The sequence below is a fragment of the Streptomyces sp. GS7 genome, from assembly GCF_009834125.1.
Classification (GTDB): Bacteria; Actinomycetota; Actinomycetes; order Streptomycetales; family Streptomycetaceae; genus Streptomyces.
This window is the reverse complement of the sequence record NZ_CP047146.1, coordinates 660,167-686,775: the sequence shown is the minus strand read 5'-3', so window position 1 is coordinate 686,775 and position 26,609 is coordinate 660,167. Positions and strand designations below refer to the sequence as shown.

Here is a 26,609-nt window from a genome sequence, read left to right as displayed (position 1 = left end):
AGGCCGCCGGCCCGCCGCCCGTGCCGTCTCGCTCACCCGACGTGCGCCGGCCGGAAGACCGGGACCGCGTACCCGCCGCCGCCCGCCGCCGCTTCCTCGCGCGAGTCCGGGGGGTCCGTGCGGAAGTGCACCGTGAGCGGCATCCCGATCCGGAGGTCCGCCGCCGCGCAGTCCGTCACCTCGGTCATCATCCGCGGGCCTTCGGCGAGTTCGACCACGGCCGCCACGTACGGGACCCGGTCACCGAAGGGCGGGAGGTCGTTGCGGTGCACGACGGACCAGGTGTAGAGGGTGGCGCGGCCGCACGCCGGCTCCCAGCCGACGTCCTCGCTCCAGCAGCGCGGGCAGAACTCGCGCGGGTAGTGGTGGACCGCCCCGCACCCCGCGGCCCGGCACCGGCGCAGCAGCAGCCGCCCCGCGGCCGCGGCGTCCCAGTAGGTCCGGGTGAAGGCGTCCGCCTCCGGCAGATCGGACCGCACCACCGCACTCCCGGCGGCGCCTGCCGCCCCGGCCGGGCTCCCCGCACGTCCCGTACTCGTCCGTCCCGCACTCATCCGCACACCCCCAGCGCGCACCGCTGTTCACGTCCCGGGTCAACCCTGACGGTACGTCAGTTCAGCGGATGGACGGCCGGGCGCGCAAGGGGCCGGGGTCGCGAGCCGCCCGAAGCGCACCGGCCCGGCCCCGATGGACCCGCGCGCGAAGCTTTACCGTGCAGCCCCATTCCTGACATGCCGTCAGTTCAGTAATCTGACTATGCGTCAGCTATCCGCCGCGCACGGAGCGGGAGCAGTGCGGTGCGGTGCGCCAGCGCGCGGTGTGCAGCGCGGGCTGACCGGTGCGCGCACGCGGTGCGGTGTGCGGTGCGGCGCGCAGTGCAGTCAACGAGAGCCGTCACACAGGAGCGGGCGTCTGCGATGCTTGGATCGACTCACGGCACCCTCACCACGCACTCCCGGCCGGCCCGTGTCGTGGCCTGCGGGGAGCAACCCCCCCACACCGTCCACAGCATGACCGACCCACGGGGCGACGCCGGGCGGCCCGGCGACGGCGCCGTCGACCGCGACGTCAGCGGCCGTCCGCTGCGCGCCCCCGTCCCCGACCTGGACCGCTTCTTCCGGCCCGAGTCCGTGGCGGTGATCGGCGCCTCGGACAGCGAAGGCCGGCCCAACACCGGCATCACGCGCCAGCTCATCGCCTGGGCGGAGCGGGTCGGCGCCCGGCTCCACCCGGTCAACCCCGGACGCGAGCAGGTCTTCGGCCGGGCCTGCCACGCCACCGTCGCCGACCTGCCCGAAGCCGTCGACCTCGCCGTGCTGCTGGTCGGCGACCCGCTGCCGGTCATCGAGCAACTGGCCGAGGCCAAGGTGAAGTTCGCGGTGGCCTTCGCCTCCGGCTTCGCCGAGACCGGCGCGGACGGGGCCGCCGCCCAGGACCGGCTCGCCGAGGCCGTCGAACGCTCCGGCCTGCGGCTCCTCGGGCCGAACACCAACCTCAACGCCTTCGAGAAGTTCCGCGACGATCTGGACGGTCCGGCCATCGCGCTGATCACGCAGTCAGGCCACCAGGGACGGCCCGTCTTCACCCTCCAGGAGCTGGGCATCCGCCTCTCGCACTGGGCCCCGACGGGCAACGAGGCCGATCTGGAGACCGCCGACTTCCTCTCCTACTTCGCCGCGCGTCCCGAGGTCGGGGCGATCGCCGCGTATGTGGAAGGGCTCAAGGACGGCCGCGGCTTTCTGCTCGCCGCCGACCGCGCCGCCCGCAACAAGGTGCCGGTGGTCGTCGTCAAGGTCGGCCGCACCGAGACCGGCGCCCGTATGGCCGCCTCGCACACCGGCAAGCTCACCGGTGCGGACGAGGTGGTGGACGCCGCGATGCGGCAGTTCGGCGTGATCCGGGTGGACGGGCTCGACGAGCTCCAGGACACCGCGGCACTGCTGGCCCGCGCCCGGAAGCCCACCGCCGAGGGCATCGCCGTCTACTCGATCTCCGGCGGCACCGGCGCCCACTTCTCCGATCTGGCCACCGCGGCGGGCCTGCGGCTGCCGACCCTGTCCGACGCCAAGCAGGCCGAACTCCACCAGTGGATACCGGACTACCTCAACGTCGCCAACCCGATCGACAACGGCGGCCACCCGGTCGGCGACTGGCGCGGGCGCAAGATCCTCGACGCGATCCTCGCCGACCCGTCCGTCGGCGTGCTCATCTGCCCGATCACCGGCCCCTTCCCACCGATGAGCGACAAGCTGGCACAGGACCTGGTGGACGCGGCGGAGCAGACGGACAAGCAGGTGTGCGTGGTCTGGGGCTCGCCGGTCGGCACCGAGGACGCCTACCGCCGCACCCTCCTCGGCTCCTCGCGCGTGGCGACCTTCCGCACCTTCGCCAACTGCATCACCGCCGTCCGCGCCTACCTCGACCACCACCGCTTCGCCGCCGGGTACCGCTCGCCCTTCGACGAGGCGCCGCGGGTGCTCTCCCCCTCCTTCCGGAAGGCGCAGGGGCTGATGCGGCCGGGCCAGCAGCTGAGCGAGCACGCGGCGAAGCAGCTGCTGCGCGCCTACGGGATCCGCGTGCCACGCGAGCAACTGGTGACCAGCGCGGCGGCGGCCGTACGGGCGGCGAGCCTGGTCGGCTATCCCGTGGTCATGAAGGGCTCCGGCCCGCAACTGGCCCACAAGACCGAACTCGGGCTGGTCAAGGTCGGGTTGACCTCGGCCAGCCAGGTCAGGGACGCCTATCGCGAGCTGACCGACATCGCCCGCTACGAAGGCGTGCCGCTGGACGGCGTGCTCGTCTGCCAGATGGTCGAGCGGGGCGTCGAGATGGTCGTCGGCGTCACCCACGACCCGCTGTTCGGGCCGACCGTGTCCGTCGGGCTGGGCGGGGTGCTCGTCGAAGTCCTGCGGGACATCGCGGTGGGCGTACCGCCGTTCGGCGAGGACCGGGCGCGCGCGATGCTCGGCGAACTCCGCGGCCACGCGCTCCTGGAGGGCGTACGCGGCGCGCCGCCCGCGGATGTCGACGCCCTGGTCGAGGTCGTCCTCAGGGTGGAGCGGATGGCCCTGGAACTCGGCGGCGAGCTGGCCGAGTTGGACATCAATCCGCTGGTCGTGCTGGAGCGCGGCCAGGGCGCGGTGGCGCTGGACGCGCTGGCGGTCTGCCATTGAGCGCGGCGCGCCCGCGCCAAGTGCCCTTCCCCCACCGCCCCTTCTCCGTTGCCTCCTCTGGAGCCACACCCCCATGACCTCCGCACCGTCCTCCCGCGCCGATTCCCCCGCCGACGAGGGCCCGGCCCCCGCCGCCGAACCCATCGAACCCGTCGATTCCTTGATACTGCACAGCACTGACAACGGCGTCTCGTGGCTGACCCTCAACCGCCCCGACGCCATGAACGCCCTCACCTGGGACCAGCGCGAACGCCTCATCGGCCGGCTCGCCGACGCCTCCGCCGACCCGGACGTACGGGCGGTGGTGATCACCGCGACCGGCAAGGGGTTCTGCGCCGGCGCCGATCTGCGCGGCCCGCCGCCGGCCGGCGGGGCGGACGGCGGCGCACGGGTGGCCGGCGACGTCGCGCGGATGATCCGGAACGGCGCACAGCGGTTCATCGCCGCCGTACTGGACTGCGAGAAGCCGGTCATCGCCGCCGTCAACGGGACCGCCGCCGGGATCGGCGCGCATCTCGCGTTCGCCTGCGATCTGGTGCTGGCCGCCGAATCGGCCCGGTTCATCGAGGTGTTCGCGCGCCGCGGGCTGGTCCCGGACGGCGGCGGCGCCTATCTGCTGCCGCGGCTCATCGGCCCGCAGCGCGCCAAGGAGCTGATGTTCTTCGGCGACGCCGTACCGGCCGCCGAGGCCGCCCGCCTGGGTCTGGTCAACCGGGTCGTGCCGGACGGCGAGTTGGCGAAGACGGCCCGGGAGTGGGCGGAGCGGCTGGCCGCCGGCCCGACCCGCGCCCTCGCCCTCACCAAAGCGCTGGTCAACGCCTCCCTGGACACCGACCGCGGCACGGCTTTCGCCGCCGAGGCCACCGCCCAGGAACTCACCATGACGACGGCGGACGCGCAGGAGGGCGTCGCCTCCTTCGTGGAGCGCCGCCGTCCCACCTACCGGGGCCGGTGACCGCGTCCCACCTACCGGGCCGGTGACCGCGTCCCATCTACCGTGGCCGGTGGCCGCGTTCGACCCACCGTGGCCGGTGACCGCGTTCCGTCTGCCGGGTGCGGTGACCGCTCACCGCGCCCCCGCCGGGCACTCGGGCACCTCCCGCGTGTTACGGGTCCGCACCCCCGGCAGCCATCCCGACACCCCGCCCGCGCCGGTGACCCGGTACCAGCGGGTGGAGGTGACCCCCTCCTCGTCCCGCAGCAGCTGCCCGTCCGAGGCCACGCAGCGCGCCCACACGACCTCGCCGTGCCAGACCCGCCCGGCGAGGTTCCCGCGCGCCGCGTACGCGGTGTGCGGGTCCTTGGCAAGTCGCAGCGCGCACTCCAGGGTGCGGCCCGTACGGCATGCCTCCTCGCTGTTGTAGACCGTGACCGGCACCGTCCCGGGCGGTCCGGCCGGCCGGATGTCCACCGGCCCCGGCCGCACCAGCCACCACACGCCCAGCGCCACCGCCGCCACCGCCGCGGCCACCGCCAGCGCGACGGCGAGGGGGCGACGTCGCGCCCACACCCCCGTCGTGGACCGCCCCGCGCCCGGCTGCTCCCGGACCCGGCCCCACAGCCCGGCCGGCGTCTCGATCTGCTCGTCGGCCAGCCGCAGTCGCGCCCGCAGCAGCGCCGCGGCCTCCTCGTCCGCGTCGCCGTACCGTGGCCCCGCGCCCACCGTGCCGCTCACCTCCCGGCCTGCCCGTGCTCCGATTCAACGAGGTACGCGCGCAGCCTGTCCAGGGCCCGCGCCCGGTGCCGGGCCGCGGTGCCGCGGTGCACCTTCATGATCTTCGCGGCCTGGTCGATCGTGTACCCGTCCAGATCGACGAGGATCACGATCCCCGCCTGCCGGTGCGAGAGCCGCCCCAGCAGCCGCACCGCCTCCAGCTCCGCATGCCGCCGCGCCACCCCGCCGTCCCATCCGCCGTACCCGCCACCGCCCGCTCCCGCGTCCTCGGCCCCTTCCACTCCCGCCACCTCGTCCACCAGCACCTGCCGGCGGTCCTTGCGGTACGCGTCCCGGGCGACGCTGAGCACGGCGGTGAAGGCGTAGGCGTACGGCTCCGGGTGCGCGAGGAAGCGCTGCGGACGGGCGGCGAGCTTCAGATACGCCTCGTGCACCACGTCCTCCGCGGACTGCCGCGATCCGGCCAGCATCACCGCGCGCCGGTAGAGCCGGGGCAGCAGGCCGCAGAAGACCTCGTCGAAGGTGGGCGATACGGATGACGCGGCGGACATGGATGCCGGCGGTGTCACATCGGCCATGTACCGGAACACTCCCCCGTGCTTGGCTACGGCGCGACCGAGGTGGACGTACCCGTGCGCTCCGCAGCCAATCAGGGCCGCTCCCCGCGCTCCCCCGAATACCCCTGATCCGCCCCCGCGGTTCCCCCCAAACCACCCTTCAGGGTGGCGCCCGCCCCTTCCAATCTGACGCAGCATCAGATTCAATGCAGGCATGATGGGACACGCCGGAATGGCGGCCACCGCAGTGCGCTACCTACGGGCCGCGGGCGCACCGACCAAGGCGGCCCCACCGGTCGCACAGGACCCCACCGCACTCCCCCGCCCCTCTCTCCGCGCCGTGCGGGAGGACGAACGCGCCCCCCTGGACCCGGCCGAATTCCGCGCCGTCCTGGGCCACTTCGCGAGCGGCGTCACGATCATCACCGCCCCGGGCGACAGCGGCCCGGCCGGCTTCGCCTGCCAGTCCTTCGCCTCCCTCTCCCTGGACCCGCCCCTGGTGGCGTTCATGGTCGCCCGCACCTCGACGACCTGGCCGCGCATCGCCCGCGCCGGCGTCTTCTGCGTCAACATCCTCGGCGCCGGACAGGGCGCGCTCTGCCGCGCCTTCGCGGTCAGCGGCGCCGACAAGTTCGCCGGCGTCAGCCACACCCCGGCCCCCGCCACCGGCTCCCCCCGCCTGGCGGACGTCCCCGCCTGGATCGACTGCACCGTCCACGCCGTGCACACCGGCGGCGACCACCTCATCGTCGTCGGCCGGGTCGCCGCCCTCGGAACCGACCCGGCCGCGGCCGAACGCGGGCCCCTCCTCTTCCACCGGGGGGCGTTCGGGCACTTGAGCACGTGACGGTCCAGCCGGCCGACCGTCTGCGCACCGACACCACACGGCAGCCCCGCGAGAACGCTCACTACGCGGCAGGCAGCCCCAGCGATCGCAGGGTGCCCGGGGGAATGTCCGTGCCTTCGAGGTCATCAGCGAGGCGCAGAGCGTGGTCGGCGACGATGAGGTCGTGGGAGACGGGCGGAATGCCGTCGCCGATACCGCGCAGGAACTCGGCGATCTTGCGCCAGGAGTAGAACGCCGTGCCCTCGGTCCCCGCCTCCGGCTCCGGGAAGCCGCCGGGCCCGCGCTGCCCGCGCGAGAGCTGCACCAGGGACTGACGGCTACGCGCACAGCGCTGCGCGGCTTCGCCCAGGGTCACCAGGTCGTCGTGCCGGACGCCAACCGCGCGCAAGCCGGGGATGAGCCGGATGTCGCGGGCGACCTGGGCAACGGCGTCAAGCAGGGTCGGCGCCTCGACGTCGCAGGAGAGTTCCTTCAGTTCGGAAGCGTCGGGGTGGTGGAGGGGGTACTGCTCAGGGGCGGCAGGGCCAAGGACATACGAGACGGAACCATCGGCGAACACGTCGCAGTGGTCGAAGGCGTCGGCCTGCTCCGGCGTGAGGGCCTGATTGAGCCGGAGGGTGAAACTCCACTCGGGCACGGGAACCCCTTTCAGTGCTGGTGGTTGCTGACGAACCGGTCGATGCGCTTGGCCTCGTTCCCGGGATTCTTGGGTGTGCCGGACACGGTGTGCCGCGCTCCGCAAGAGCAGCAGACCACCCATCCCCACCGGTGGCCGTTCTTGTCCGGGATCACCTCGCACCCGGCCCGCTTCGCTCGTTCCAGAGCCGCCGCGACGTCTCCGTTTTGATGCCGTCCCTTGGAAATCACCTGGGGAACTACCCAGGTGTTGCACATCGGCAACAGTATGGCCGCTGCTGAGGCATTCGCACATGCGGACACCCCGTCACCGAGCACAAGAAGGCCCGTCGCCCCCACTATCCCTGCCCCTTCCTCCCCCGGATCACCACCGCCATCAGCGCCGCCACCGCGCACAGCGCGCCGGAGGCGTACCACACCGGGTCGTAGGTGCCGAAGGCGTCGCGGGCCAGGCCGCCGAGGTAGGCGATGAGGGCGGCGCCCACCTGGTGGGCGGCGAGGACCCAGCCGAAGACGATGGCGCTGTCGGCCCCGTAGTACTCGCGGCACAGGGCGATGGTCGGGGGGACGGTGGCGACCCAGTCGAGGCCGTAGAAGACGATGAAGAAGATCATCGGCGGGTGGACGGTGTCCGCGAAGAGCACCGGCAGGAACATCAGGGAGACGCCCCGCAGGGCGTAGTAGACGGCGAGCAGCCGGCGGGTGTCGAAGCGGTCGGTGAACCAGCCGGAGGCGATGGTGCCCGCGATGTCGAAGACGCCGACGACGGCGAGGAGCGAGGCGGCCGCGGTCATCGGCATGCCGTGGTCGTGGGCGGCGGGCACGAAGTGGGTCTTGACCAGGCCGTTCGTCGTGGCACCGCAGATCGCGAAGGTGCCCGCGAGGAGCCAGAAGGGCCCGATGGGGGTCCCCCCGCGCATGGGGGTCCCCCCGCTCGAACGAAGCTGAGAGTGGAGGAGAAGCCGAGAGCGGGGGAGGGCGGCCGAGGCCAGGGCCCGCAGGGCGCGGCGGGCGGCACCGCGCTGCGGGGGCGGCTTGGGGACGAAGTCCGCGGACCCGTACGGGGCCACCCCCACGTCGGCCGGGTGGTCGCGGAGCAGCAGCCAGACGAGGGGGACGACGGCGAGCGCGGCGAGGGCGACGGTGACGGCGGCCGGGCGCCAGCCGTGGCGCTCGACGATCCAGGAGAGCAGCGGCAGGAACACCAACTGGCCGGAGGCGCCGGCGGCGGTGAGGACGCCGGTGACCAGTCCGCGCCGGGCCACGAACCAGCGGCCGGTGACGGTCGCGGCGAAGGCGAGCGCCATCGAGCCGCTGCCCAGGCCCACCAGCACGCCCCAGAGCAGGACCAGTTGCCAGCCGGCCGTCATGAAGACGGTGAGTCCGGCGCCGGTCGCGATCACGGTCAGCGCGGCGGCGACCACCCGGCGGATACCGAAGCGGTCCATGAGGGCGGCGGCGAAGGGGGCGGTCAGCCCGTAGAGGGCGAGATTGACCGACACCGCGAAGCCGATGGTGCCGCGCGACCAGTGGAACTCGTCGTGCAGCGGGTCGATCAGCAGCCCGGGGAGGGAGGCGAAGCCGGCCGCGCCGGTGATCGTCAGGAAGGTGACGGCGGCGACGGACCAGGCCCGGTGGGGGCGGCGGAGGCGTCGGGGCGCGGCCGGAGGAACTGCGGGAACCTCCTTGCCGGGCGCACCTGTCGGCAGATCGAGCGGTGTCTGGGTCACCCCGACAGCTTCGGGGACGCCGCCGTACCGAACGAGTGGCCGGAGGGCCAGGGTCCGCAAGGTTCGGGCCAGCCCTCCGGCCGGCGCCCCACCATTCGGGCCGGCCCTCCGGCCGGCGCCTCACCCCTCGTCCCGCCCGAACAGCAGCACCCCCCGCGCCACCCGCCCGTGGTGCGCGTCGTCCGCGGCCTTGGCGAAGTCCTCCACCGCGTAGGTACGGGTCACCAACTCGTCCAGCAGCAGCCGCCCTTCGCGGTACAGCCGGGCGTACAGGGCGATGTCCCGCTGCGGGCGGGAGGAGCCGTAGCGGCAGCCCAGGATGGACTTGTCCAGGTACATCGACGAGACGAGGAAGGACGCCTCGGCGGTGGCCGGCGGAACGCCCAGCAGCACCGCCTGCCCGTGCCGGTCCAGCAGGTCGATCGCCTGCCGGATGAGCCGCGTACTGCCCACGCACTCGAAGGCGTGGTCGGCGCCGGTCGGCAGGATCGCCTTCACCGCCTTGACGGTGTCCGGGACGGCCGACGCGTCGACGAAGTGCGTCGCCCCGAACTGCCGGGCCGCCGCCTCCTTCGCCGGGTTGGCGTCCACCGCCACGATCACCGACGCGCCCGCGATCCGCGCGCCCTGGATCACGTTGAGGCCGATCCCGCCCGTCCCGATGACCACCACGGAGTCCCCGCGGTCCACCTTCGCCCGGTTGAGCACGGCGCCGACCCCGGTCAGCACCCCGCACCCGATCAGCGCCGCGGACGTCAGCGGGATATCCCGGGCGATCTTCACCGCCTGCACCGCCTTGACGACGGTGCGCTCCGCGAACGCCGAGTTCGACGCGAAGTTGAACAGCCGCGCCTCCCCGCGCCGGAACGGCTTCCCGGGCATCCCGATCGCCTTGCGGCACATCGTCGGCCGCCCCCGGTCGCACTCCGCGCACGCCCCGCAGTTCGCCAGCGTCGACAGCGCCACATGGTCACCGGGCACGACGTGGTCCACGCCCGCCCCCACGGCCTCGACCACCCCGGCCCCCTCGTGCCCCAGCACCACCGGCACCGGGAACGGAATGGTCCCGTCGATCACCGACAGATCGCTGTGGCACAGCCCCGCGGCCCGGATCCCCACCAGCACCTCGCCCGGCCCCGGATCCCGCACCTCCAGGTCGTCCACGACCCGGGGCTGCTCACCGTCGAATATGACGCCCTTCATCTGAACCGCTCCGCTCTCGGCAGGCCGAGCACCCGCTCGGCGATGATGTTGCGCTGGATCTCGTCCGAGCCGCCGTAGATCGTGTCGGCCCGGGTGAACAGGAACAGCCGTTGCAGCGCGTCGAGTTCGTACGGTGCCGCCGCGTCCCAGTCGGCGGGCCCCACCACGGCCGCCGCCCCGCGGACCCGCATCGCCAGCTCCCCCAGCCGCTGATGCCAGCCGCCCCACAGCAGTTTCGCCACGCTCGGCGCCCCTGCGTCACCATCTGCCCCCAGAGTCCGCAGCGCATTCCACCGCATGACCTTCAACTCGCCCCACTGCCTTACGAGTTGCCCCCGCAGCACGGGGTCCCGCACCGCCCCGCTCCGCAGCGCCGCCGCAACCACCGCACCCAGCTCCGCGGCGAAACCGATCTGCTGGACCAGCGTCGACACCCCCCGCTCCAGCGCCAGCAGCCCCATCGCCACCCGCCAGCCCGCGCCCTCCCCGCCCACCACGTGCTCGGCGCGCGCCACCGCCCCGTCGAAGAACACCTCGTTGAACTCCGCCGTCCCCGACATCTGCCGGATCGGCCGCACCTCGACCCGCCCCGGCTGGTCCATCGGGACCAGCAGGAACGACAGCCCCCGGTGCCGCCGCTCCCCCGGATCCGTCCGCGCCAGCACAAAGCACCAGTCCGCCTCCATGGCGAGCGAGGTCCACACCTTCTGCCCGCTGACCCGGTACCCGCCCCCGTCCCGCACCGCCACCGTCCGCAGCCCCGCCAGGTCCGACCCCGCGTCCGGCTCGCTGTACCCCTGGCACCACAGCTCCTCCCCCCGCGCCACCGCCGGCAGGAACCGTCCGCGCTGCGCCTCGTCCCCGTACGCGATCAGCGTCGGCGCCAGCAGGTTCTCCCCGATGTGGCCCACCCGCCCCGGCGCCCCGGCCCGCGCGTACTCCTCCGCCCACACCACCTGCTGCGTCAGCGACCCCGCCCGGTTCCCGTACGCACCGTGCCGCCGGTCCCACCCCAGCCCGATCCACCCACCCCTCCCCAACTCCCGCTCCCAGGCCCGCCGAACACCACCCCCCACATGCTCACTCCCGGGCCCACCCCGCCCCCGCAACGCGGCGAACTCCCCCACCAGGTGCCCCTCAAGCCACTCCCGCGCCGCACCCCGGAACGACTCCTCGTCATCGCCAAACCCGAACTCCACCCGAGCCCTCCCACTCACCCCAGCCCCCACCGGCATCCCAACCACCCACCCACGGGAGGGGACGGGCCGGAGGGGGCGGTGTGCAGGACGTAAAGCGAAGCAGTCCTGCACACCGCCCCCGGAGGACCGTCACCGCACCCCGACAGCCCCGCGCAGCGGATAAAAACCACCACGGCGGGAGAGCCGACAACGTGGGAAGACCGCCAAGCGCAGCGGAACGGCCGAGCTACCGGTTGGGCCGTTCACCGGCCGCCGCGGCCCGCGCCATCTCCTCCAACCGCGCCAGCATCGGCATCGGATCGACACCGACAGACCTCGGCACCACCTCGGCGACGCGCTCCGGCGTCCACCCGCCCCCGTCGGCGTACACGGAACGCAGTTCCGCCGGCTGCGCCCACACCGCGATCTTCGGCCCGGCCACGGTGTACACCTGGCCGGTGACCCCGTCCGCCCGCGCCCGCTCGCTCAGCAGGTAGACGACGAACGCCGCGACGTCCTCCGGCTCGCCGATCTCCGTCAGCTCCATCGGCACGTTGGCCGACATCCGCGTCCGCGCGACCGGCGCCACCGCGTTCGCCGTCACCCCGTACTTGTGCAGCCCAAGCGCCGCGCTGCGCACCAGCGAGATGATCCCGCCCTTCGCCGAGGCGTAGTTGGCCTGCGCGACGCTGCCCTGGTGGTTGCCGCTGGTGAAGCCGATCAGCGTGCCGGACCTCTGCCTGCGCATCACCGCCGCGGCGGCCCGGAACACCGTGAACGTGCCCTTCAGATGCGTGGCGACGACCGGGTCCCACTCTTCCTCGGACATGTTGAAGAGCATCCGCTCGCGCAGGATCCCGGCCACGCACACCACACCGTCGATCCGGCCGTACTCGGCCAGCGCGGTGTCCACGATCCGCTGCCCGCCGGCCATGGTGGAGACGTCGTCGGCGACGGCCGTGGCGCTGCCGCCCGCCGCCTCGATCTCCTTGACCACCGCCGCCGCGACCTCGCTGCTCGGTTCGCCGCCCTCGATCGAGACGCCGTAGTCGTTGACGATCACCTTCGCGCCCTCGGCGGCGGCGGCCAGGGCGACGGCCCGCCCGATGCCGCGGCCCGCCCCCGTGACGGCGACCACCCTGCCGGCCAAGAAGTTCCCCATGCCGCGCCCCTTCCCACGGTTTCTGACGGACCGTTAGATTTTTGAGCAGACGCGGTACGAACACAAGCCCCCGAACCGAAGCCGCCACCCACTACCCGCCACCGCCACCCGCACCGCCCGAGGAGGCACCGTGCCGCTGCCGCAGGAGTTCCACGACATCGCCAACCGCGTGAACAACTGGGGCCGTTGGGGCGCCGGCGACGAGACCGGCACACTGAACCTGATCACCCCGGACGTGGTGCGCGCCGCCGCCGCGACCGTACGCAGCGGGCTGCGCGTCCCCCTCGCCCTGCCACTCCGGCAGGACGGTGTGCAGACCGGCGCGATCCCCGGCCGGGTCAACCCGCTGCACACCATGGTCGCCGTCAACCAGGAGCTCTTCGGCCCCGGCACGGTCGCCACCTCCGACGACACGGTCACCATGGGCCTCCAGGCCGCCACCCACTGGGACGGCCTCGGCCATGTCTCGCACTCCGGGCGGCTCTACAACAACCGCCCCGCCGGCTCCGTCACGGCGCACCGCGGCGCCACCGCCCTCGGCATCGAGAAGGCCGCCCCGATCGTCTCGCGGGGCGTACTGCTGGACGTGGCCCGCACGCACGGCCGCGACCGGCTGGCGGGCGATCACGCCGTCACTCCGGAGGACCTGGCGGCCGCCGAGGAGTTGGCCGGGACCGCGGTCCGGCCCGGCGACATCGTGCTGATCCGGACCGGGCAGCTCCGGCACTACCTCGCCGGCGACCGGGAGGCGTACGCGTTCCCGTCCCCGGGCCTCTCGCTCCGCACCCCGGAGTGGTTCCACGCCCGCGATGTCGCGGCGGTCGCCAACGACACCCTCACCTTCGAGATCTTCCCGCCGGAGATCGAGAATCTGTGGATGCCGGTGCACGCCCTCCACCTCGTCGAGATGGGCATGCTCCAGGGCCAGAACTGGAATCTGGAGGAACTGTCGGCGGCCTGCGCGGCGGAGGGCCGCTACACCTTCCTGCTGTCGGCGACGGCCGAACCGTTCGTCGGCGGCTGCGGCGCCCCGGTCGCGCCGGTCGCGGTGCTGTGAGCCCGGCCGGGTGGCGGTGCGCTCATGCGCGCCCCGAGCACGGCACCGCGGACCGCCACCCTTCCCCGGCTACCGCTGGGGCCCCCAACCACGCCACGACCCGCACTCGCCAAGGCCCCGGACCGGCATACCGCCATGGCGGCACCCCGACTCCCCTCCCGCGGCCTCGACGTCCCCTCGCGGCGAATCGCTCCCCCAAGGGTGATCACCAGCGCACGCCACGTCAACACCTGGTCTGGACTAATTCGGCCACAGATTCCGCAGTTGTGGGCGATATGCCCGATTCGTTGCGCTTTGCCGCAACGCCCTGCGGTTCCTTGCGGTGCGCGGAACGTCACTGCGGCCGTCACCGCGGTGCGGGGTGCGTGACTCTCGCGTCATGCGCGGTGCGGCGCGGCGCAATGAGCGTCGTACGCTCCCAGGTCCGCCCCCGCCGCCATCAGCAGCGGCTGCCCGCGGTCCACCTCGCACCAGATCCGCTTGCCGGCGCCCTCGCGCTGCCAGCCCCAGCGGTCCGCCAGACCGTCGACCAGCTCCAGGCCGCGGCCGTTGGTGTCCTCGCCGTCCGCGTGCCGCTGACGCGGCGGGCGGGCGCTGTCGTCCACCACTTCGACCCGTACGGTGCCGACCACGGCACCCGAGCCGGAGAAGCACATCCGCAGCCGGGCCGCCGTGCCGGTATGCACCACGGCGTTGGTGACCAGCTCGGAGATCAGCAGGATCAGCGTCTCGGCGAGCGGTTCATCCGCCCCTATGCCCGATCCCGCGAGCCTCGACCGGGCCCACCGCCGGGCCCGCCCCACCTCAGCGGGATCGGGCCGCACGTCCAACTGCACTTGAAGCACCTGCACCGCTCACACCATCCGAACCGGCGGAAACATCGCCTCGCGCCTCCACGGAGTCACGATGCGTGACTCCGGCGAAGCACAGCATGGTTGACGTTCAGTCACCGCAACAACCGCTTCGGGCATATTCCAGCGCAAGGGAGTATGCGTGCGGCATACTGTGCGACGCACATTGCGGGGAGTCGAACATGGGGGGCCATCGGGGGCTTGCCCGAGGCGAGCGGCACGCAGTCCGTAGCCCGGAGCCGCCCTTCCGGCGGCACCGCGACCCTTGCGCCACAGGACCACTCGCACCCAACGGAGAGTACCCGAGCCGGGCCCCGACTCCCGCGTGTGACGAGTCACGCCTGGGACACAACCCGATATCGACCCTCCGTGACCGGTTATGCGTGCTGAGTCCGACATTTCGCACACGGGTTGCCAGAGTCTGACATCGCCCGTCACCCCGGCAGGGCGTCGGCCAGCAGTTCCTCCGCCTCCCGCGCGCCGCCCCAGCACTCGGCGCGCAGCCACGCCCGCTTGAGATGCAGATGCACATCGGCCTCCCAGGTGAAGCCCATCCCGCCGTGGACCTGGAGGCAGTCCCGGGCGTTGCGCACCGCGGCCTCGTCGGCGAGCAGCTTGGCGCCCGCGACATCGAGCGCGTCCCCCGTCACCGCCGCCGCGTACACCGCGCTCCGGGCCAGCTCGGCACGTACCAGCATCCGCGCGCACAGGTGCTTGACCGCCTGGAAGGAGCCGATGGGCGCGCCGAACTGCTCGCGCCGCCGGGCGTGGGCGACCGCGGTCTCGACGGTGCGGGCGGCGCTGCCCAGCTGCTGGGCGGCGGTCAGCAGGGCCGCCTCGCGGCGCAGGCGCGGCACGTCCAGGGCGAGCGGGGCGCCGCGCGGCCGTCCGGTGACGCGGGCGAGCGGCGTCAGCGGGTCCACGGAGGCGAAGGGGGCGCAGGTGATGTCCCCGGCCGCGCTCCGGTACGCCTCGCCGGTGCGCCCCCGTGCGCCCCGTGTGCCCTCCCCCGGGCCCTGTGCGTCCTCCCCGAGGAACACCACCTCGTCGCAGCCGGCCGGGTGTTCCCACAGGACCGGATCGGCCGCGGCGTCGCACAGCCCCGCGAGCCGCTCCCCGGTCGCCACGCCGTCCACCACCCCGGCCAGCAGCTGCCCGGCCACCAGCGGCCCCGGCAGCAGCGCCCGGCCGGCCTCCTCGAAGACCAGGACCGCCTCCGGCAGCCCGAGGCCGACGCCGCCCGCCGCCTCCGGGAGCCGCAGTGCGAAGAACCCGGCGTCGCCCAGCTCGCGCCACAGCGCGCGGTCGGGCGCCGGGTCGTCGACGGCCGCCCGCAGCCGGTCCCGGCCGTACCGCCCGGCCAGCAGCGCACGGGTGCCGTCCCGCAACGCCCTCTGATCGGCGGTGAGTTGGAAGTGCACCGGCCCGGTCACCGCCCCTTCGGCAGGCCGAGGATCCGCTCGGCGACGATGTTCCGCTGGATCTGGGAGGTGCCCGCGGCGATGGTGTAGGAGAGGGCGGAGAGGCGGTCGGCGACCCATTCCCGGTCGGCGTCCAGCGACGCCGCGCCCAGCACCTCCGCCGCCGCGTCGTACAGCTCCTGGCGGGCGTGCGAATAGCGCAGCTTGAAGACCGAGCCGCCGCTGCCGGGGACACCGCCGGTGCTCTGCGCCTCGCTGACGTTCCACTGGGTCAGCCGCCACAGCGCGGCGAACTCCGCGTGCAGCCTGCCCAGTCGGCGGCGGAGCACCGCATCGTCCCAGCGGCCGTTCGCGCGGGCCGTGCGGGCGAGCGCGCCGAGCACCCGGCGGCAGGCCACCACCTCGCCGACGAACGCGGTGCCGCGCTCGAAGGACAGCGTCACCATCGTCACCCGCCAGCCGTCGTGCTCCGCGCCGACGCGGTGCGCGGCCGGCACCCGCACCTCGTCGAGGAACACCTCGGCGAACTCGGCCGACCCGGCGAGCGTGCGCAGCGGCCGCACGGTCACCCCGGGGGCGTCCATCCGCATCGCCAGCCAGCTGATGCCGCGGTGCCGGGGGGCCTCGGGGTCGGTGCGGACGAGCAGTTCGCACCAGTCGGCGGCCTCGGCGTGCGAGGTCCAGATCTTGCTGCCGGACACCACGTAGTCGTCGCCGTCCCGTACGGCCCTGGTGCGGAGCGCGGCGAGGTCGGAGCCGGCGTCCGGTTCGCTGAAGCCCTGGCACCAGATCTCGTCGCCGCGCAGGATCGGCGGCAGCCAGCGGGCGCGCTGCGCGGCGGTGCCCTCCGCGGCGATGGTGGGGCCGGCGTGCAGCAGGCCGACGAAGTTCGCGCCGACATACGGGGCGCCGGCCTTCTCCGTCTCCTCCAGGTAGATCAAGTGCTGGGTGGGCGTGGCCCCTTGGCCCCCGGCGTCGACGGGCCAGTGCAGTCCCGCGTACCCGGCGTCGTACAGCGTCCGCTGCCAGGCCGCGTCATACGCCCGCCGTCCGGGCCAGTCGGCCGCGGCCGGCTTCGGCGGCAGCTTCGGCAGCACCTCGGCGAGCCACTCCCGCAGCCGCGCCCGGAAGGCTTCCTCCTCCTCGGTGTACGTGAGGTCCATCAGCAAATCCGGCGGTCGTCCGGGCGCCGGGGCGCGCGGCGGCGCGCGGTCCCGCGCCCCCGGTCGTCGGGACTGGCGGTGCGCGGTGGCTGCATCGGCTCCCCTGTTTCCCTCGCCCCGCGTCCGGTCGTCCCGGAGCGGGCCCGAATGCCGAATCTGATGAACCGTCAGAACGAGGCTAGCCCCGGCCCCTCTGGACCGGCAAGGCGCCGGCCCCTAACCTCGGAAACAATCTGACGGTACGTCAGAGACGCTTGCGGGGACACGCCTTCGGTCGGAGCCGAAGTGGCCTGGCGCCGTACAAGCTGCCCGAGCGGCTGGAGGTGCCGGCCGCCCTGCCGCGCGGGGCGACGCCGCACAAGGTGCTCAAGCGGGAACCGCGGGAGCGCTTCGGGGGCGCGGCGGGCCACGCCGGGAGCCGATCACGCGGTGACGACGGGTGATGGCCGGTGATGGCAGGTGACGGTCGGCGAGAACCAACCTGCCTTCCGCTCCGGCTAGTTGGGGCGATACGCGCTGCTCGCCTGCTCGTACAGCTTGTCCACCTCGTCGCGGCCGGTGTCCGGACCGATGACCATGACGACGTGGTAGCGGCCGTCGTGGATCATCGCGAGGTTGCGGACGTAGACCTGGCGGCCGCTGCCGTCCCGCCAGGTGAAGGTGCCCTCGGCCATCGCCGTCTGCCCGATGTCGATGCGCCGCAGCCCGGACGACGAGGACCAGCCGGCCGCTCGGTAGGGCGCCAGCTCGGCCTCCTTGTCCTGCTGATACGCCATCGGGTCCGCGCCGGCCCGCGCCGTGGTGTCGCGGCCGGGCACCACCACCAGCTCGAAGTCACCGCCCGTATAGCGCACTTGGCCCTGATCGGTCTCGGCACGGCGCTGCCAGCCCTTGGGGACCGCGACCTGGAACCCCATCGGGTCCGTCCGCAGCTCGTAGCCCGGCGCCAGATTCCCGGGCGCGGTGGTCTGCGGCTCGCCCGTCCCCGGGGAGGCGCCGCCGGTCCCGCCGCCGTCCCGGCCGGCCGAAGGGGTGGGGCTGCCGCCGGGCACCGCGCCCGAGGAGCCGCTGAGGTCCGCGCCGGACGGGCCGCCCGCCGATGCCGCGCCGGACTTCGGCAGGAACACCATGGCGTACGCGATCCCGCCCACCATCAGGAGCAGGATCACGGTCAGCAGCACCCGGCCCAGGCTCCGCGGAGCCCGCCCCGGCCGCGACCGCTGCGGCGCCCGCCCGAGCCCGACCTGGCCCAGCAGCTCCTGCGCCTCGTACGGATCCCCGGACGGGCGGCCCGCGGACCGGGCGGCCTTCGCGGGCCGCAGCGGCTTGGGCTGCCGGGGGATCCGCGGCGGACGCGACGGCTGGGCCCGGCCACCCGGCGCGGGCCGCCCGGCGGGCGCCAGGCGCGGCTGCGCACCGCGGGCCCGGACCTTCTTCTGCCGCCCCTTGCGGACCAGTTCGCCGCGGCGCCGGACGATCGGCAGCCGCCGCGGATCGGCGCCCTGCTCCAGCGCGGGCAGCGTCACCAGCCGGCTGCCCAGATCCGGCTCCGGCGCCGTACGGATCAGCGCCCGCAGCCGGGCACGCACCGCCTCGAACTCCGGGCGGGCGGCCGGGTCCCGGCACAGCAGCGCCTCGACGACCGGCCGCAGCGCCCCGCACTCCGCCGCCCCGGCGGGCGGCTGCGCGGCCACCAGCCGCACCAGCTCGGCGGCGCTCTCCTCGGGGAACGGCGGACGCCCCTGCACACTGCGGAACAGCAGCGCGCCGACCGCCCACAGATCCACGGCCGGACCCGCCTCCGGCGCCGCGCCCTCGCCCACCGGCCCGGCCTGCTCCGGCGCCCAGCGCTCGGTGACCGCCCCGACGACCTGGAGCCGCGCCTGCCGGGCCCGCTCGGCGGCGAGACCGGTGAGCCCGGCGTGGCCCTCCTCCGGCGCGGGCGCGTCATCGGCTGCGCCCCGCGTCTGCTTGACCAGCGAAATGCCGTCCGGCGGCGCGCCGCCCGCGGACGCCGCGGGCCCGTCCCCCGCCCGCGGCGCCGGGTCGTAGCCGCACAGCGCCTCCTGGGCCGCCCCGGCCGCCAGACCGGTCAGGACGGCTCGGCCGTCGTCACAGATCAGGACCGTACGGGCGGTGATGTTGCGGTGGATCCAGCCGTGCGCGTGCAGGGCGCGCAGCGCGGTCAGCACGTCGGCGGCGATCTCCGCGGCGCGGTGCGGGGACAGCGTCCGCTCGGCGAGCAGCGCGGACAGCGGGCGGGCCGGGAGGAGTTCGCCGACGATCCACAGGCTGCCGTCCTGCGCGAAGACGTCGAAGACCTGGTCGAGCAGCGGGTGGTCGGGCAGTCGGGCGGCCGTCGTCGCCGCCTCCAGCGCACGCCGTACGACGGGATCGCGGGGGCTGCGGTCGGCACCCCCCGCGGCTCTCCGGTGCCACGCCCCGGCCCCGGCCCCGGGCTCCGCGAACCCCGGCCGCCCGGTGTCCGCCCCGACGACCTCGGCGTCCACCACCTCCGGCAGCGGCACCTGACGGGCCAGCACCTCCTGGCCGCTGTACGTGTCGAACGCCCGGGTCTCGGCGAACCGGACGTCGAAGCCCGCCTCGAAGCCGTCCGCGGCGTCACCGCCGCCGTCGCCGCCGAAGCCGTCGCCGGAGGGGCGCACCGGCAGGCGGTAGCGCTCGGCGAGCACTCTTCCCGCGTACTCCTCCACGACGCCTCCCCGGGGCCCGCGCCGCATTCCCGCGGATTGCGGATGCGTACGGCTCTGGACCCCTCACGATACGTGGCAGCACTGACAGTTGAGCCCGCCGGACCGCGCCGCGCGCCGTGTCCGCCCGGCTCGGTCCGCGTCAGTCCTCACCGCGAACGCGCCGGTCCGTCACCGTGAAGGTGTCAGTGCTCCACCGTGAAGATGTCAGTCCTTCACCGTGAACGTCCGGAAGGCCGTGTCGCGCAGCTGCCGGCACTCCTTCTCGTCCCAGGAGTCCGCCTTGCAGGTGATCATGATGGCGAAGCCGTGCTGGTCGTCGACCCGGAAGCCGCGGTTGAGCACCCGCACCTCCGTGCCGCCCTGCTGGCGGGTGAACGACCAGTCCGCGACGGTCGGGTAGCCCCGCCAGTCGACGGCCTTGATGCCGATGAGGTGGTAGCCGTCGCTGGAGCCGGCCACGCTCGGCTCCAGGCTGCGCCAGGCAGCCGCCGCGTCCTGGCCGGGCTGGTCGTTGAAGTCGACCTGGACGCGCGGGAAGCCGCCCGACGCGCTGTATATCGCGCCGGAGTTCTCGCCGGCCGTGCCGGTCTGCCGGAAGCCGTCGGGCATGGCCATACGGAAGTGGAACCCGGCGTTGGTCACCTCGGTGAAACCGTCCGGGACCGCGTCGCCGCCCTTGGCGCCCCCCTTCGCTCCGCCCTTGGGGCCACCCTTGGCATCGCCCTTGGCGCCGCCCGCCGCCCCGCCCGGCTTCGGCGGTCCGGCGGAACCCGGCCCGTCCGTGCCCGGATCCGTGTTCGCGGCGGCGGACTTCGTGGCCGCCTCGCCCGCGGACGCCGCCTTGCCCTGCGGACCGGCCGCGTTGTCGCTGCTGCCGCCGCCGTCGCCGCCGCTGCTGAACACCAGGGCGAGCACCGTGCCCAGCACCGCGATGACCACCACGACCGCGATGATCAGCGTGCGGCGCGGGACGACGTCGGTCACCGACGCCCGCGGGGTGGCGGGACGGTCCCCGTCGCCGGGTCTGGACTCCGGCCGCGCCGCGGCGGTCGCGGCGGCCGCGGCGGCGTTCCGCACCGACTTCAGGGCGGCGCGCATCCGCTCCTTGGTGGCCTCCGAGGCGAGCCCGAGGCGGGCCGGCGACCGGTCCGCGTCGGACGCGGCCGGGGCCGTGCGCTCCGGTTCCGCCGCCCCGGAACCGGCCCGCTGCGGACCGCCCTTGCCCGGCTGCCCCGAAGGGCCCTTCTTCTCCGGTGCGGTCGGCGCGGTCGCTTTCGTCTCCTTGGACCCGACGGAGCCGACGGTGCCGGCCGCCGCGCCGGAACCCGCGGCCGCGGCGGTCCCCGCGGTGCCGCCGGACTCCACGGCCGCCGCCGTGCCGGCCGCGGCGCCCGCGGGCTTGCCCTTGGGCTTGCGCGGCACACGCTGCTTCGCCGCGCTCTTCGCCGGCCTGGCCGACTTGGACTGCTTGGCCGGCTTTCCGCCCTCGGACCGTTCGGACCGCTCCGACCGCTCCTTGGGCGCGGTGGGCAGCGCCATCGCCCGGGTGGCGCCCGCCGGGGGCTCCGGCTTGGGCTCCGGGGCGTGGATGACGTCCAGCAGCAGCGCCCGCGCACCGCCGTCGTCCAGCCGGGCCGCCGGGTCCTTGACCAGCAGCCCGTGGATGACGTCCTCCAGCGGCCCGGCGCTCTTGGGCGGCTGGACCGGCTCGGTCATCACGGCCGTGAGGGTGGCGATCGCCGACCCCTTGTCGTACGGCGGGACGCCCTCCACGCAGGCGTAGAGCAGCCCGCCCAGGGACCACATGTCGGCCGGCGGGCCCGGCTTCTGGCCGCGGGCCCGCTCCGGGGAGATGTACGAGGGCGCGCCTACGAGCATGCCGGTCGAGGTGACCGAGGGGTCGCCCTCGACCTGGGCGATCCCGAAGTCGGTGAGCACGACCCGGCCGTCGTCCGACATCAGGACGTTGGACGGCTTCACATCGCGGTGCAGGATGCCCTGGCCGTGGGCGGCGCGCAGCACGTCGAGCACGGCGAGGCCGACCTCGGCGGCGCGCCGCGGGGTCAGCGGACCGTCGTCGCGGACCACCTCGGCGAGCGAGCGGCCCTCGACGAGCTCCATCACGATCCACGGCCGGTCGTCCTCGTCGACCACGTCGTAGACCGTCACCGCGCCGTTGTTGCGGATCCTGGCGATCGCCTTGGCCTCGCGCAGGGTACGGGTGATCAGACGGCGCTTCTCGTCCTCCTCGACCCCGCCGGGGAAGCGCAGTTCCTTGACCGCGACCGTACGGCCCAGGACCTCGTCTTCGGCCCGCCAGACAGTGCCCATACCGCCCCGGCCGAGAACATCGGCGAGCCGGTACCGGCCGGCGAGCAGCCTGCCCTCCTTGCCGTCCATCTCGACCTCGTCGCCCACTGAATCCCCTCTGCAATCCAGCCGAGTTGGCAGCTTCGATACTCCATCGATCGCCAAACTGGTCCAACTCGGACAACCCACCCTGGCAGAGCCTTCATTCTCCCTCATCCGCGGCCATGCGGAAGGCCCGGGTCTGTGCGGGACGACACCGCGCACCCGTCATGATGGCCTCGACGACGGGAGTTCTTTTTGGCTATCCGCCCGCCACGCCCGGAACCACCGGGCTCCCGCCACGCGGCGACCCGCACGATGCTCCGCTCGCTCCTGTGCACCGCCCAGGCCGCCCTGAGCGCACTGGCCCTGACGGCGTGTACCACGATCCCCACCGCCTTCGCTCCGTCCACGGCGGTCTCCCGGCCGGCGGCCGCCACGGTGACCGCGCTGCACCGCCTGGTCGCCGACGGGGCGCCCGGCGCCGCTTCGCTGGCCACCCGCGACGGCCGGATCGCCGCCTCGCGGTTCGCCACGGCCGGCGTCGCCGATCTGCGCAGCGGCCGGAGGATGGGCCGCCTGGACCACTTCCGCGCGGGCAGTCTCACCAAAACTCTCGTCGCCACGGTGGTCCTGCAACTCGTCGCGGAGCGGAAACTCGCCCTGGACGACGCCGCGGGCGCGCACCTGCCGGCCGGCGTGCCGGTCACCGGCGCCGGCGGCCGCAGCGATCTGCGGCGGGTAACGATCCGCCAGCTGCTGGACCACACGAGTGGTTTGTTCAACTACACCGAGGACCCCCGACTCTCCGAACAGCTGCACGGAACCGACTTCCGCGCCCACCGCTACGACCGCCACGCCCCGGCCGCGCTGCTGCGGATCGCCCTCGGCCATCCGCCGGTGGCCGCCCCGGGCGCCCGCTACTCCTACTCCAACACCAACTACCTGGTGCTCGGCCTGGTCATCAGGGCGGTCACCGGCCACCCGTACGCGGCCGAACTCGGCCGCCGCGTCCTGCGCCCCACGGATCTGCACGACACCTCCTTCCCCGGCGACGACCCGGCGCTGCCCGCCCCGCACGGCCGCGGCTACTCCCTCGTCGGCGACCACCGCGTCGACAGCACCTCCCTGGACCCCAGCCGGGCCGGTGCGGCGGGCGAGATGGTCACCACCCTCGGCGACCTCAACCGGTTCTTCGCCGCGCTCCTCGGCGGCCGGCTCCTGCCGCCGCGCCAGATGGCCGAGTTGCGCAGCGAACGGGCCACCGACGGCGTCTACGGCCTCGGCCTGTACGCCACCAGACTTCCCTGCGGCGTCACCGTCTGGGGCCACAACGGCGACATCAACGGCTCGTACGCGCAGAGCGCGGGCACCGCCGACGGCCGGCACGTGGTCAGCTACCGGATCAACACCGACGCTCCGGCCCGCCCCGCCGACGGCACCGCCGTCCTCACCGCGGAGTTCTGCGCGCCCCGCACGTGACGGGGCGTCCGGGCGGTGCCCGGCTACAGCGGCACGATGTCCGGCGCGCCCAGCCGCGCCGCATCCGCCGTCAGGTCGTCGGGCTGCCGCTGCGATTCACGCTCCGCCTCGACCCGCTTCTGGTAGTGCGCGACCTCCTTCTCGATCTGGTCGCCGTCCCAGCCGAGCGCCGGCGCCATCAGTTCGGCGGCCTCGCGGGCGCTGCGGGTGCCCCGGTCGAAGGTCTCGATGGAGATCCGCGTCCGCCGGGTCAGCACGTCGTCGAGATGCCGGGCGCCCTCGTGCGTGCAGGCGTAGACGACCTCGGCGCGCAGGTAGTCGTCCGCGGCGGCCAGCGGCGCGCCCAGCGAGGGATCGGCCACCACCAGCTCCAGCAGCTCCTCGGTGAGCGCCCCGTAGCGGTTCAACAGGTGCTCTATGCGGGCCACATGCAGTCCGGTCCGCGCCGCCATCCGGGCCCGCGCGTTCCACAGCGCCTTGTAGCCCTCGGCTCCCACCAGTGGCACGTCCTCCGTGACACACTCCGCGACCCGGGTGTCCAGCCCGTGCACCGCCTCGTCCACCGCGTCCTTGGCCATCACCCGGTACGTGGTGTACTTGCCGCCCGCGACCACCACCAGGCCCGGCACCGGATGCGCGACGGTGTGCTCCCGCGACAGTTTGCTGGTGGCGTCCGACTCCCCGGCCAGCAACGGCCGCAACCCCGCGTAGACGCCCTCCACGTCATCCCTGGTCAGCGGCGTCGCGAGCACCGCGTTCACATGCTCCAGCAGATAGTCGATATCGGCGCTGGAGGCCGCCGGGTGTGCCTTGTCCAGATCCCAGTCGGTGTCGGTCGTCCCCACGATCCAGTGCCGCCCCCAGGGGATGACGAACAGCACGCTCTTCTCCGTGCGCAGGATCAGCCCGGTCGTCGAATGGATCCGGTCCTTGGGGACGACGAGGTGGATCCCCTTCGATGCCCGGACGTGGAACTGCCCGCGCTCCCCGATGAGCGCCTGGGTGTCATCGGTCCACACGCCGGTCGCGTTGACGATCTGCCGGGCCCGGACCTCGTGCGTCACGCCGCCCTCGACGTCCTGCACCCGCGCGCCGACCACCCGCTCGCCCTCGCGCAGAAAACCCACCACCCGCGCCCGGTTGGCGACCTGCGCCCCGTAGGCGGCGGCGGTCCGCACGACGGTCGCCACGTACCGGGCGTCGTCCATCTGCGCGTCGTAGTACTGGAGGGCGCCCACCAGCGCGCCCTTCTTCAGGCACGGCGCCACCCGCAGCGCCTTGCGGTGCGACAGATGGCGGTGGACGGGCAGCCCCCTGCCGTGCCCCGACGAGACCGCCATCCCGTCGTACAGCGCCACCCCCGAGCCGGCGTACCAGCGCTCCCAGCCCTTGTGCTGCAACGGGTAGAGGAACGGGACCGGTTTGACCAGATGCGGCGCCAGCCGCTCCAGCAGCAGCCCACGCTCCTTCAGCGCCTCGCGCACCAGCGCGAAGTCCAGCATCTCCAGGTACCGCAGGCCGCCGTGGATGAGCTTGCTCGACCGGCTGGACGTACCCGAGGCCCAGTCACGCGCCTCGACCAGCCCGGTGTCCAGCCCCCGGGTCGCCGCGTCCAGTGCCGTGCCGGCGCCGACGATGCCGCCGCCGACCACCAGAACGTCCAGTTCGCGTTCTGCCATTTGGGTGAGTGCCCTGGCACGCTGCGCCGGTCCGAGTGTCGCTGTCTTCACCGCTGCCTCCCGCTGTGATCGGAGCCACACCCCCCGTCCGTCGATTCTGTCGGCGCCCGGTGCCGCAAGCCACCCTCCGCTCACATCGGCAACACCCCGCCACCTTGATCCGCCAATACCCATTCTGGGTCAAATATCCGCTTAGTCTATTTATGCCGCTTTAGTTGCAGATGCGCTGGAACGGCAGACGTCATGCGCCCACGCACCCCACCCTCGCCAGGGAAGGACGGCAGCAGCATGCCCGCAGACCTCGCCGTCATCGGACTCGGCGCCCTCGGCCTCCCGCTCGCCCAGGCCGCCACCGCCGCCGGCATCGGCACCATCGGCTACGACCCCGACCCCCGCACCGCCGCGCTCCCCGGCACCGACGGGCCGCTGTCCCCCGCCGAGACCCGCCGGCTGCTCTCCGCCGGTTTCCGCACCACCACCGACCCCACCGCCCTCGGCCGGGTCCGCACGGCCGTCATCTGCGCGCCCGTCCCGCTCGGCGAGGACCGCGCACTGGACCTGTCCGCCGTCGCCGACGCGGCCCGCACCCTCGCCGCGCAGCTGCGCCCGCACACCACCGTCATCCTCGAATCCACCGGCTACCCGGGCACCACGGAGGACGTCCTCCGCCCGCTCCTCGAAAAGGGCTCCGGCCTCACCGCCGGCCGCGACTTCCACCTCGCCTGCTCCCCCACCCGGCACGACCCCGGCAACCGCGTCCACCGCTACGGCAACACCCCCAAGGTCATCGGCGGTCTCACCCCCGCCTGCACCGAGGCCGCCGCCGCCTTCTACGGCCGGCTCACCGACAAGGTCGTCCGTGCCCGCGGCCCCCGCGAGGCCGAGACCGCCAAGCTGCTGGAGACCAACTACCGCCACGTCAACATCGCGCTGATGAACGAGATGGCGGTCTTCTGCCACGACATCGGCGTCGACCTGTGGGACGTCATCCGCTGCGCCGAGACCAAGCCGTTCGGCTTCCAGTCCTTCCGCCCCGGCCCCGGAGTCGGCGGCCACGCCGCCCCCATCGACCCCAACTACCTCTCCTACAAAGGCCGTTCACTGGGCCACCCGCTCCGCATGGTGGAGCTGGCCCAGGAGGTCAACGGCCGGATGCCGCGCTATGTCATCCAGCGCTGCGCCACCCTCCTCAACGAACACGGCAAGTCCGCCCGCGGCGCCCGGGTCCTGCTGCTCGGCGTCACCTACAAGCCCGACATCGGCGACCAGGCCGGCTCCCCGGCCCGCGAGGTCGCCTCCCGCCTCATGGAACTGGGCGCGCACCTCACCTACCACGACCCCTACGTCCCCCAGTGGAACGTCCTCGACCGCCCCGTCCCGCGCGCCGACTCCCTCTACGAGGCCGCCTCCGCCGCCGATCTGACGGTGCTGCTCCAACCGCACCGCACCTACGACCTCCAGGGCCTGGCGGTCAAGGCCCAGCTCCTCCTCGACACCCGCGGCGCCACCCCCACCGGAGCCGCCCACCGCCTCTAGCCACCCTCCACCGGAAAGCCGAGAGCCCGGCCGCGCCAAGGCACAACCGGGCTTCTCACTTCCCCCACCGGGGCGGGGACCGCGCACCGGCGGGAGGGGGCGGACCGGAGGGGGTGGGTGTTCGGACGTAAAGCGCAGCAGTCCGAACACCCACCCCCGGAGGGCCGCACCCGCAACCCACCACACACCGGGGCCC

General features: G+C 73.8%; 20 protein-coding genes. 6 read left to right on the top strand and 14 right to left on the bottom strand.

Translation table 11 applies throughout. The annotated features are described in order from the left end of the window. Positions 1–32 precede the first annotated feature (32 nt). The gene (locus tag GR130_RS02875; RefSeq protein ID WP_443043547.1) at positions 33–479 is read right to left on the bottom strand and encodes a Zn-ribbon domain-containing OB-fold protein; all 447 of its coding nucleotides are present in this window, start codon (positions 477–479) and stop codon (positions 33–35) included. Between the two features lie 438 nt (positions 480–917). Between GR130_RS02875 and GR130_RS02870 the strand changes: the two genes are divergently transcribed. Further along, positions 918–3,173, top strand: coding sequence for an acetate--CoA ligase family protein (locus GR130_RS02870; RefSeq protein WP_159503238.1), 2,256 nt, complete (start codon positions 918–920; stop codon positions 3,171–3,173). A gap of 73 nt (positions 3,174–3,246) precedes the next feature. After that, entirely contained in the window at positions 3,247–4,128 is an 882-nt protein-coding gene (locus GR130_RS02865; protein ID WP_159503237.1) for an enoyl-CoA hydratase/isomerase family protein, read from the top strand. Positions 4,129–4,239: 111 nt separating this feature from the next. Here the strand turns inward: GR130_RS02865 and GR130_RS02860 are convergent, their stop codons facing one another. Both GR130_RS02860 and GR130_RS02855 read right to left on the bottom strand, forming a co-directional pair. After that, on the bottom strand, positions 4,240–4,848 hold the full coding sequence (locus GR130_RS02860; protein ID WP_159503236.1) for a hypothetical protein: 609 nt from the start codon (positions 4,846–4,848) through the stop codon (positions 4,240–4,242). Next, positions 4,845–5,426 (bottom strand): RNA polymerase sigma factor, encoded by a 582-nt coding sequence (locus GR130_RS02855; protein ID WP_236572723.1) that lies wholly within the window; start codon positions 5,424–5,426, stop codon positions 4,845–4,847. Before GR130_RS02855 ends, GR130_RS02860 begins: the two co-directional genes overlap by 4 nt. A 193-nt stretch (positions 5,427–5,619) precedes the next feature. Between GR130_RS02855 and GR130_RS02850 the strand changes: the two genes are divergently transcribed. Beyond that, positions 5,620–6,252 carry a flavin reductase family protein gene (locus tag GR130_RS02850; protein WP_443043544.1) on the top strand — a complete coding sequence of 211 codons (633 nt, stop codon included), beginning with the start codon at positions 5,620–5,622 and terminating at the stop codon, positions 6,250–6,252. Between the two features lie 61 nt (positions 6,253–6,313). On the opposite strand, the gene GR130_RS02845 is transcribed toward GR130_RS02850, so the two are convergent. The 5 genes from GR130_RS02845 to GR130_RS02825 all read right to left on the bottom strand — a co-directional run bounded on the left by GR130_RS02845 (position 6,314) and on the right by GR130_RS02825 (position 12,161). Continuing rightward, complete coding sequence (locus GR130_RS02845) at positions 6,314–6,889, bottom strand: hypothetical protein (RefSeq protein ID WP_159503235.1); 576 nt, start codon at positions 6,887–6,889, stop codon at positions 6,314–6,316. A gap of 337 nt (positions 6,890–7,226) precedes the next feature. Then, positions 7,227–8,618, bottom strand: coding sequence for an MFS transporter (locus GR130_RS02840; RefSeq protein ID WP_443043543.1), 1,392 nt, complete (start codon positions 8,616–8,618; stop codon positions 7,227–7,229). A 120-nt stretch (positions 8,619–8,738) separates the two neighbouring features. Next, positions 8,739–9,821 (bottom strand): Zn-dependent alcohol dehydrogenase, encoded by a 1,083-nt coding sequence (locus GR130_RS02835; protein WP_159503234.1) that lies wholly within the window; start codon positions 9,819–9,821, stop codon positions 8,739–8,741. Next, positions 9,818–11,020 (bottom strand): acyl-CoA dehydrogenase family protein, encoded by a 1,203-nt coding sequence (locus GR130_RS02830; protein WP_201304780.1) that lies wholly within the window; start codon positions 11,018–11,020, stop codon positions 9,818–9,820. Before GR130_RS02830 ends, GR130_RS02835 begins: the two co-directional genes overlap by 4 nt. A 226-nt stretch (positions 11,021–11,246) precedes the next feature. Further along, on the bottom strand, positions 11,247–12,161 hold the full coding sequence (locus tag GR130_RS02825) for an SDR family NAD(P)-dependent oxidoreductase (protein WP_159503232.1): 915 nt from the start codon (positions 12,159–12,161) through the stop codon (positions 11,247–11,249). Positions 12,162–12,291: 130 nt separating this feature from the next. Here GR130_RS02825 and GR130_RS02820 point away from each other — a divergent pair, with 130 nt between their 5' ends. Continuing rightward, positions 12,292–13,218 carry a cyclase family protein gene (locus GR130_RS02820; RefSeq protein WP_159503231.1) on the top strand — a complete coding sequence of 309 codons (927 nt, stop codon included), beginning with the start codon at positions 12,292–12,294 and terminating at the stop codon, positions 13,216–13,218. A gap of 377 nt (positions 13,219–13,595) precedes the next feature. Here GR130_RS02820 and GR130_RS02815 read toward each other — a convergent pair whose 3' ends face one another. The 5 genes from GR130_RS02815 to GR130_RS02795 form a co-directional block, all read right to left on the bottom strand. After that, a complete protein-coding gene (locus tag GR130_RS02815; RefSeq protein WP_159503230.1) occupies positions 13,596–14,069 on the bottom strand; it encodes an ATP-binding protein in 474 nt (157 codons plus the stop codon). Positions 14,070–14,503: 434 nt separating this feature from the next. Next, positions 14,504–15,490, bottom strand: coding sequence for an acyl-CoA dehydrogenase family protein (locus tag GR130_RS02810; protein ID WP_159509683.1), 987 nt, complete (start codon positions 15,488–15,490; stop codon positions 14,504–14,506). 8 nt (positions 15,491–15,498) lie between these two features. After that, positions 15,499–16,653, bottom strand: coding sequence for an acyl-CoA dehydrogenase family protein (locus GR130_RS02805; protein ID WP_159503229.1), 1,155 nt, complete (start codon positions 16,651–16,653; stop codon positions 15,499–15,501). Positions 16,654–17,150: 497 nt separating this feature from the next. Beyond that, positions 17,151–19,367 (bottom strand): serine/threonine protein kinase, encoded by a 2,217-nt coding sequence (locus GR130_RS02800; RefSeq protein WP_159503228.1) that lies wholly within the window; start codon positions 19,365–19,367, stop codon positions 17,151–17,153. A gap of 204 nt (positions 19,368–19,571) precedes the next feature. Beyond that, positions 19,572–21,785, bottom strand: a complete 2,214-nt coding sequence (locus GR130_RS02795) for a serine/threonine-protein kinase (RefSeq protein WP_236572721.1) — start codon at positions 21,783–21,785, stop codon at positions 19,572–19,574. Positions 21,786–22,034: 249 nt separating this feature from the next. Here GR130_RS02795 and GR130_RS02790 point away from each other — a divergent pair, with 249 nt between their 5' ends. Continuing rightward, complete coding sequence (locus GR130_RS02790; protein ID WP_159503226.1) at positions 22,035–23,198, top strand: serine hydrolase domain-containing protein; 1,164 nt, start codon at positions 22,035–22,037, stop codon at positions 23,196–23,198. Positions 23,199–23,221: 23 nt separating this feature from the next. On the opposite strand, the gene GR130_RS02785 is transcribed toward GR130_RS02790, so the two are convergent. Beyond that, complete coding sequence (locus GR130_RS02785) at positions 23,222–24,928, bottom strand: glycerol-3-phosphate dehydrogenase/oxidase (protein ID WP_159503225.1); 1,707 nt, start codon at positions 24,926–24,928, stop codon at positions 23,222–23,224. A gap of 237 nt (positions 24,929–25,165) precedes the next feature. Here GR130_RS02785 and GR130_RS02780 point away from each other — a divergent pair, with 237 nt between their 5' ends. After that, positions 25,166–26,413 carry a nucleotide sugar dehydrogenase gene (locus tag GR130_RS02780; protein WP_159503224.1) on the top strand — a complete coding sequence of 416 codons (1,248 nt, stop codon included), beginning with the start codon at positions 25,166–25,168 and terminating at the stop codon, positions 26,411–26,413. Positions 26,414–26,609 lie beyond the last annotated feature (196 nt).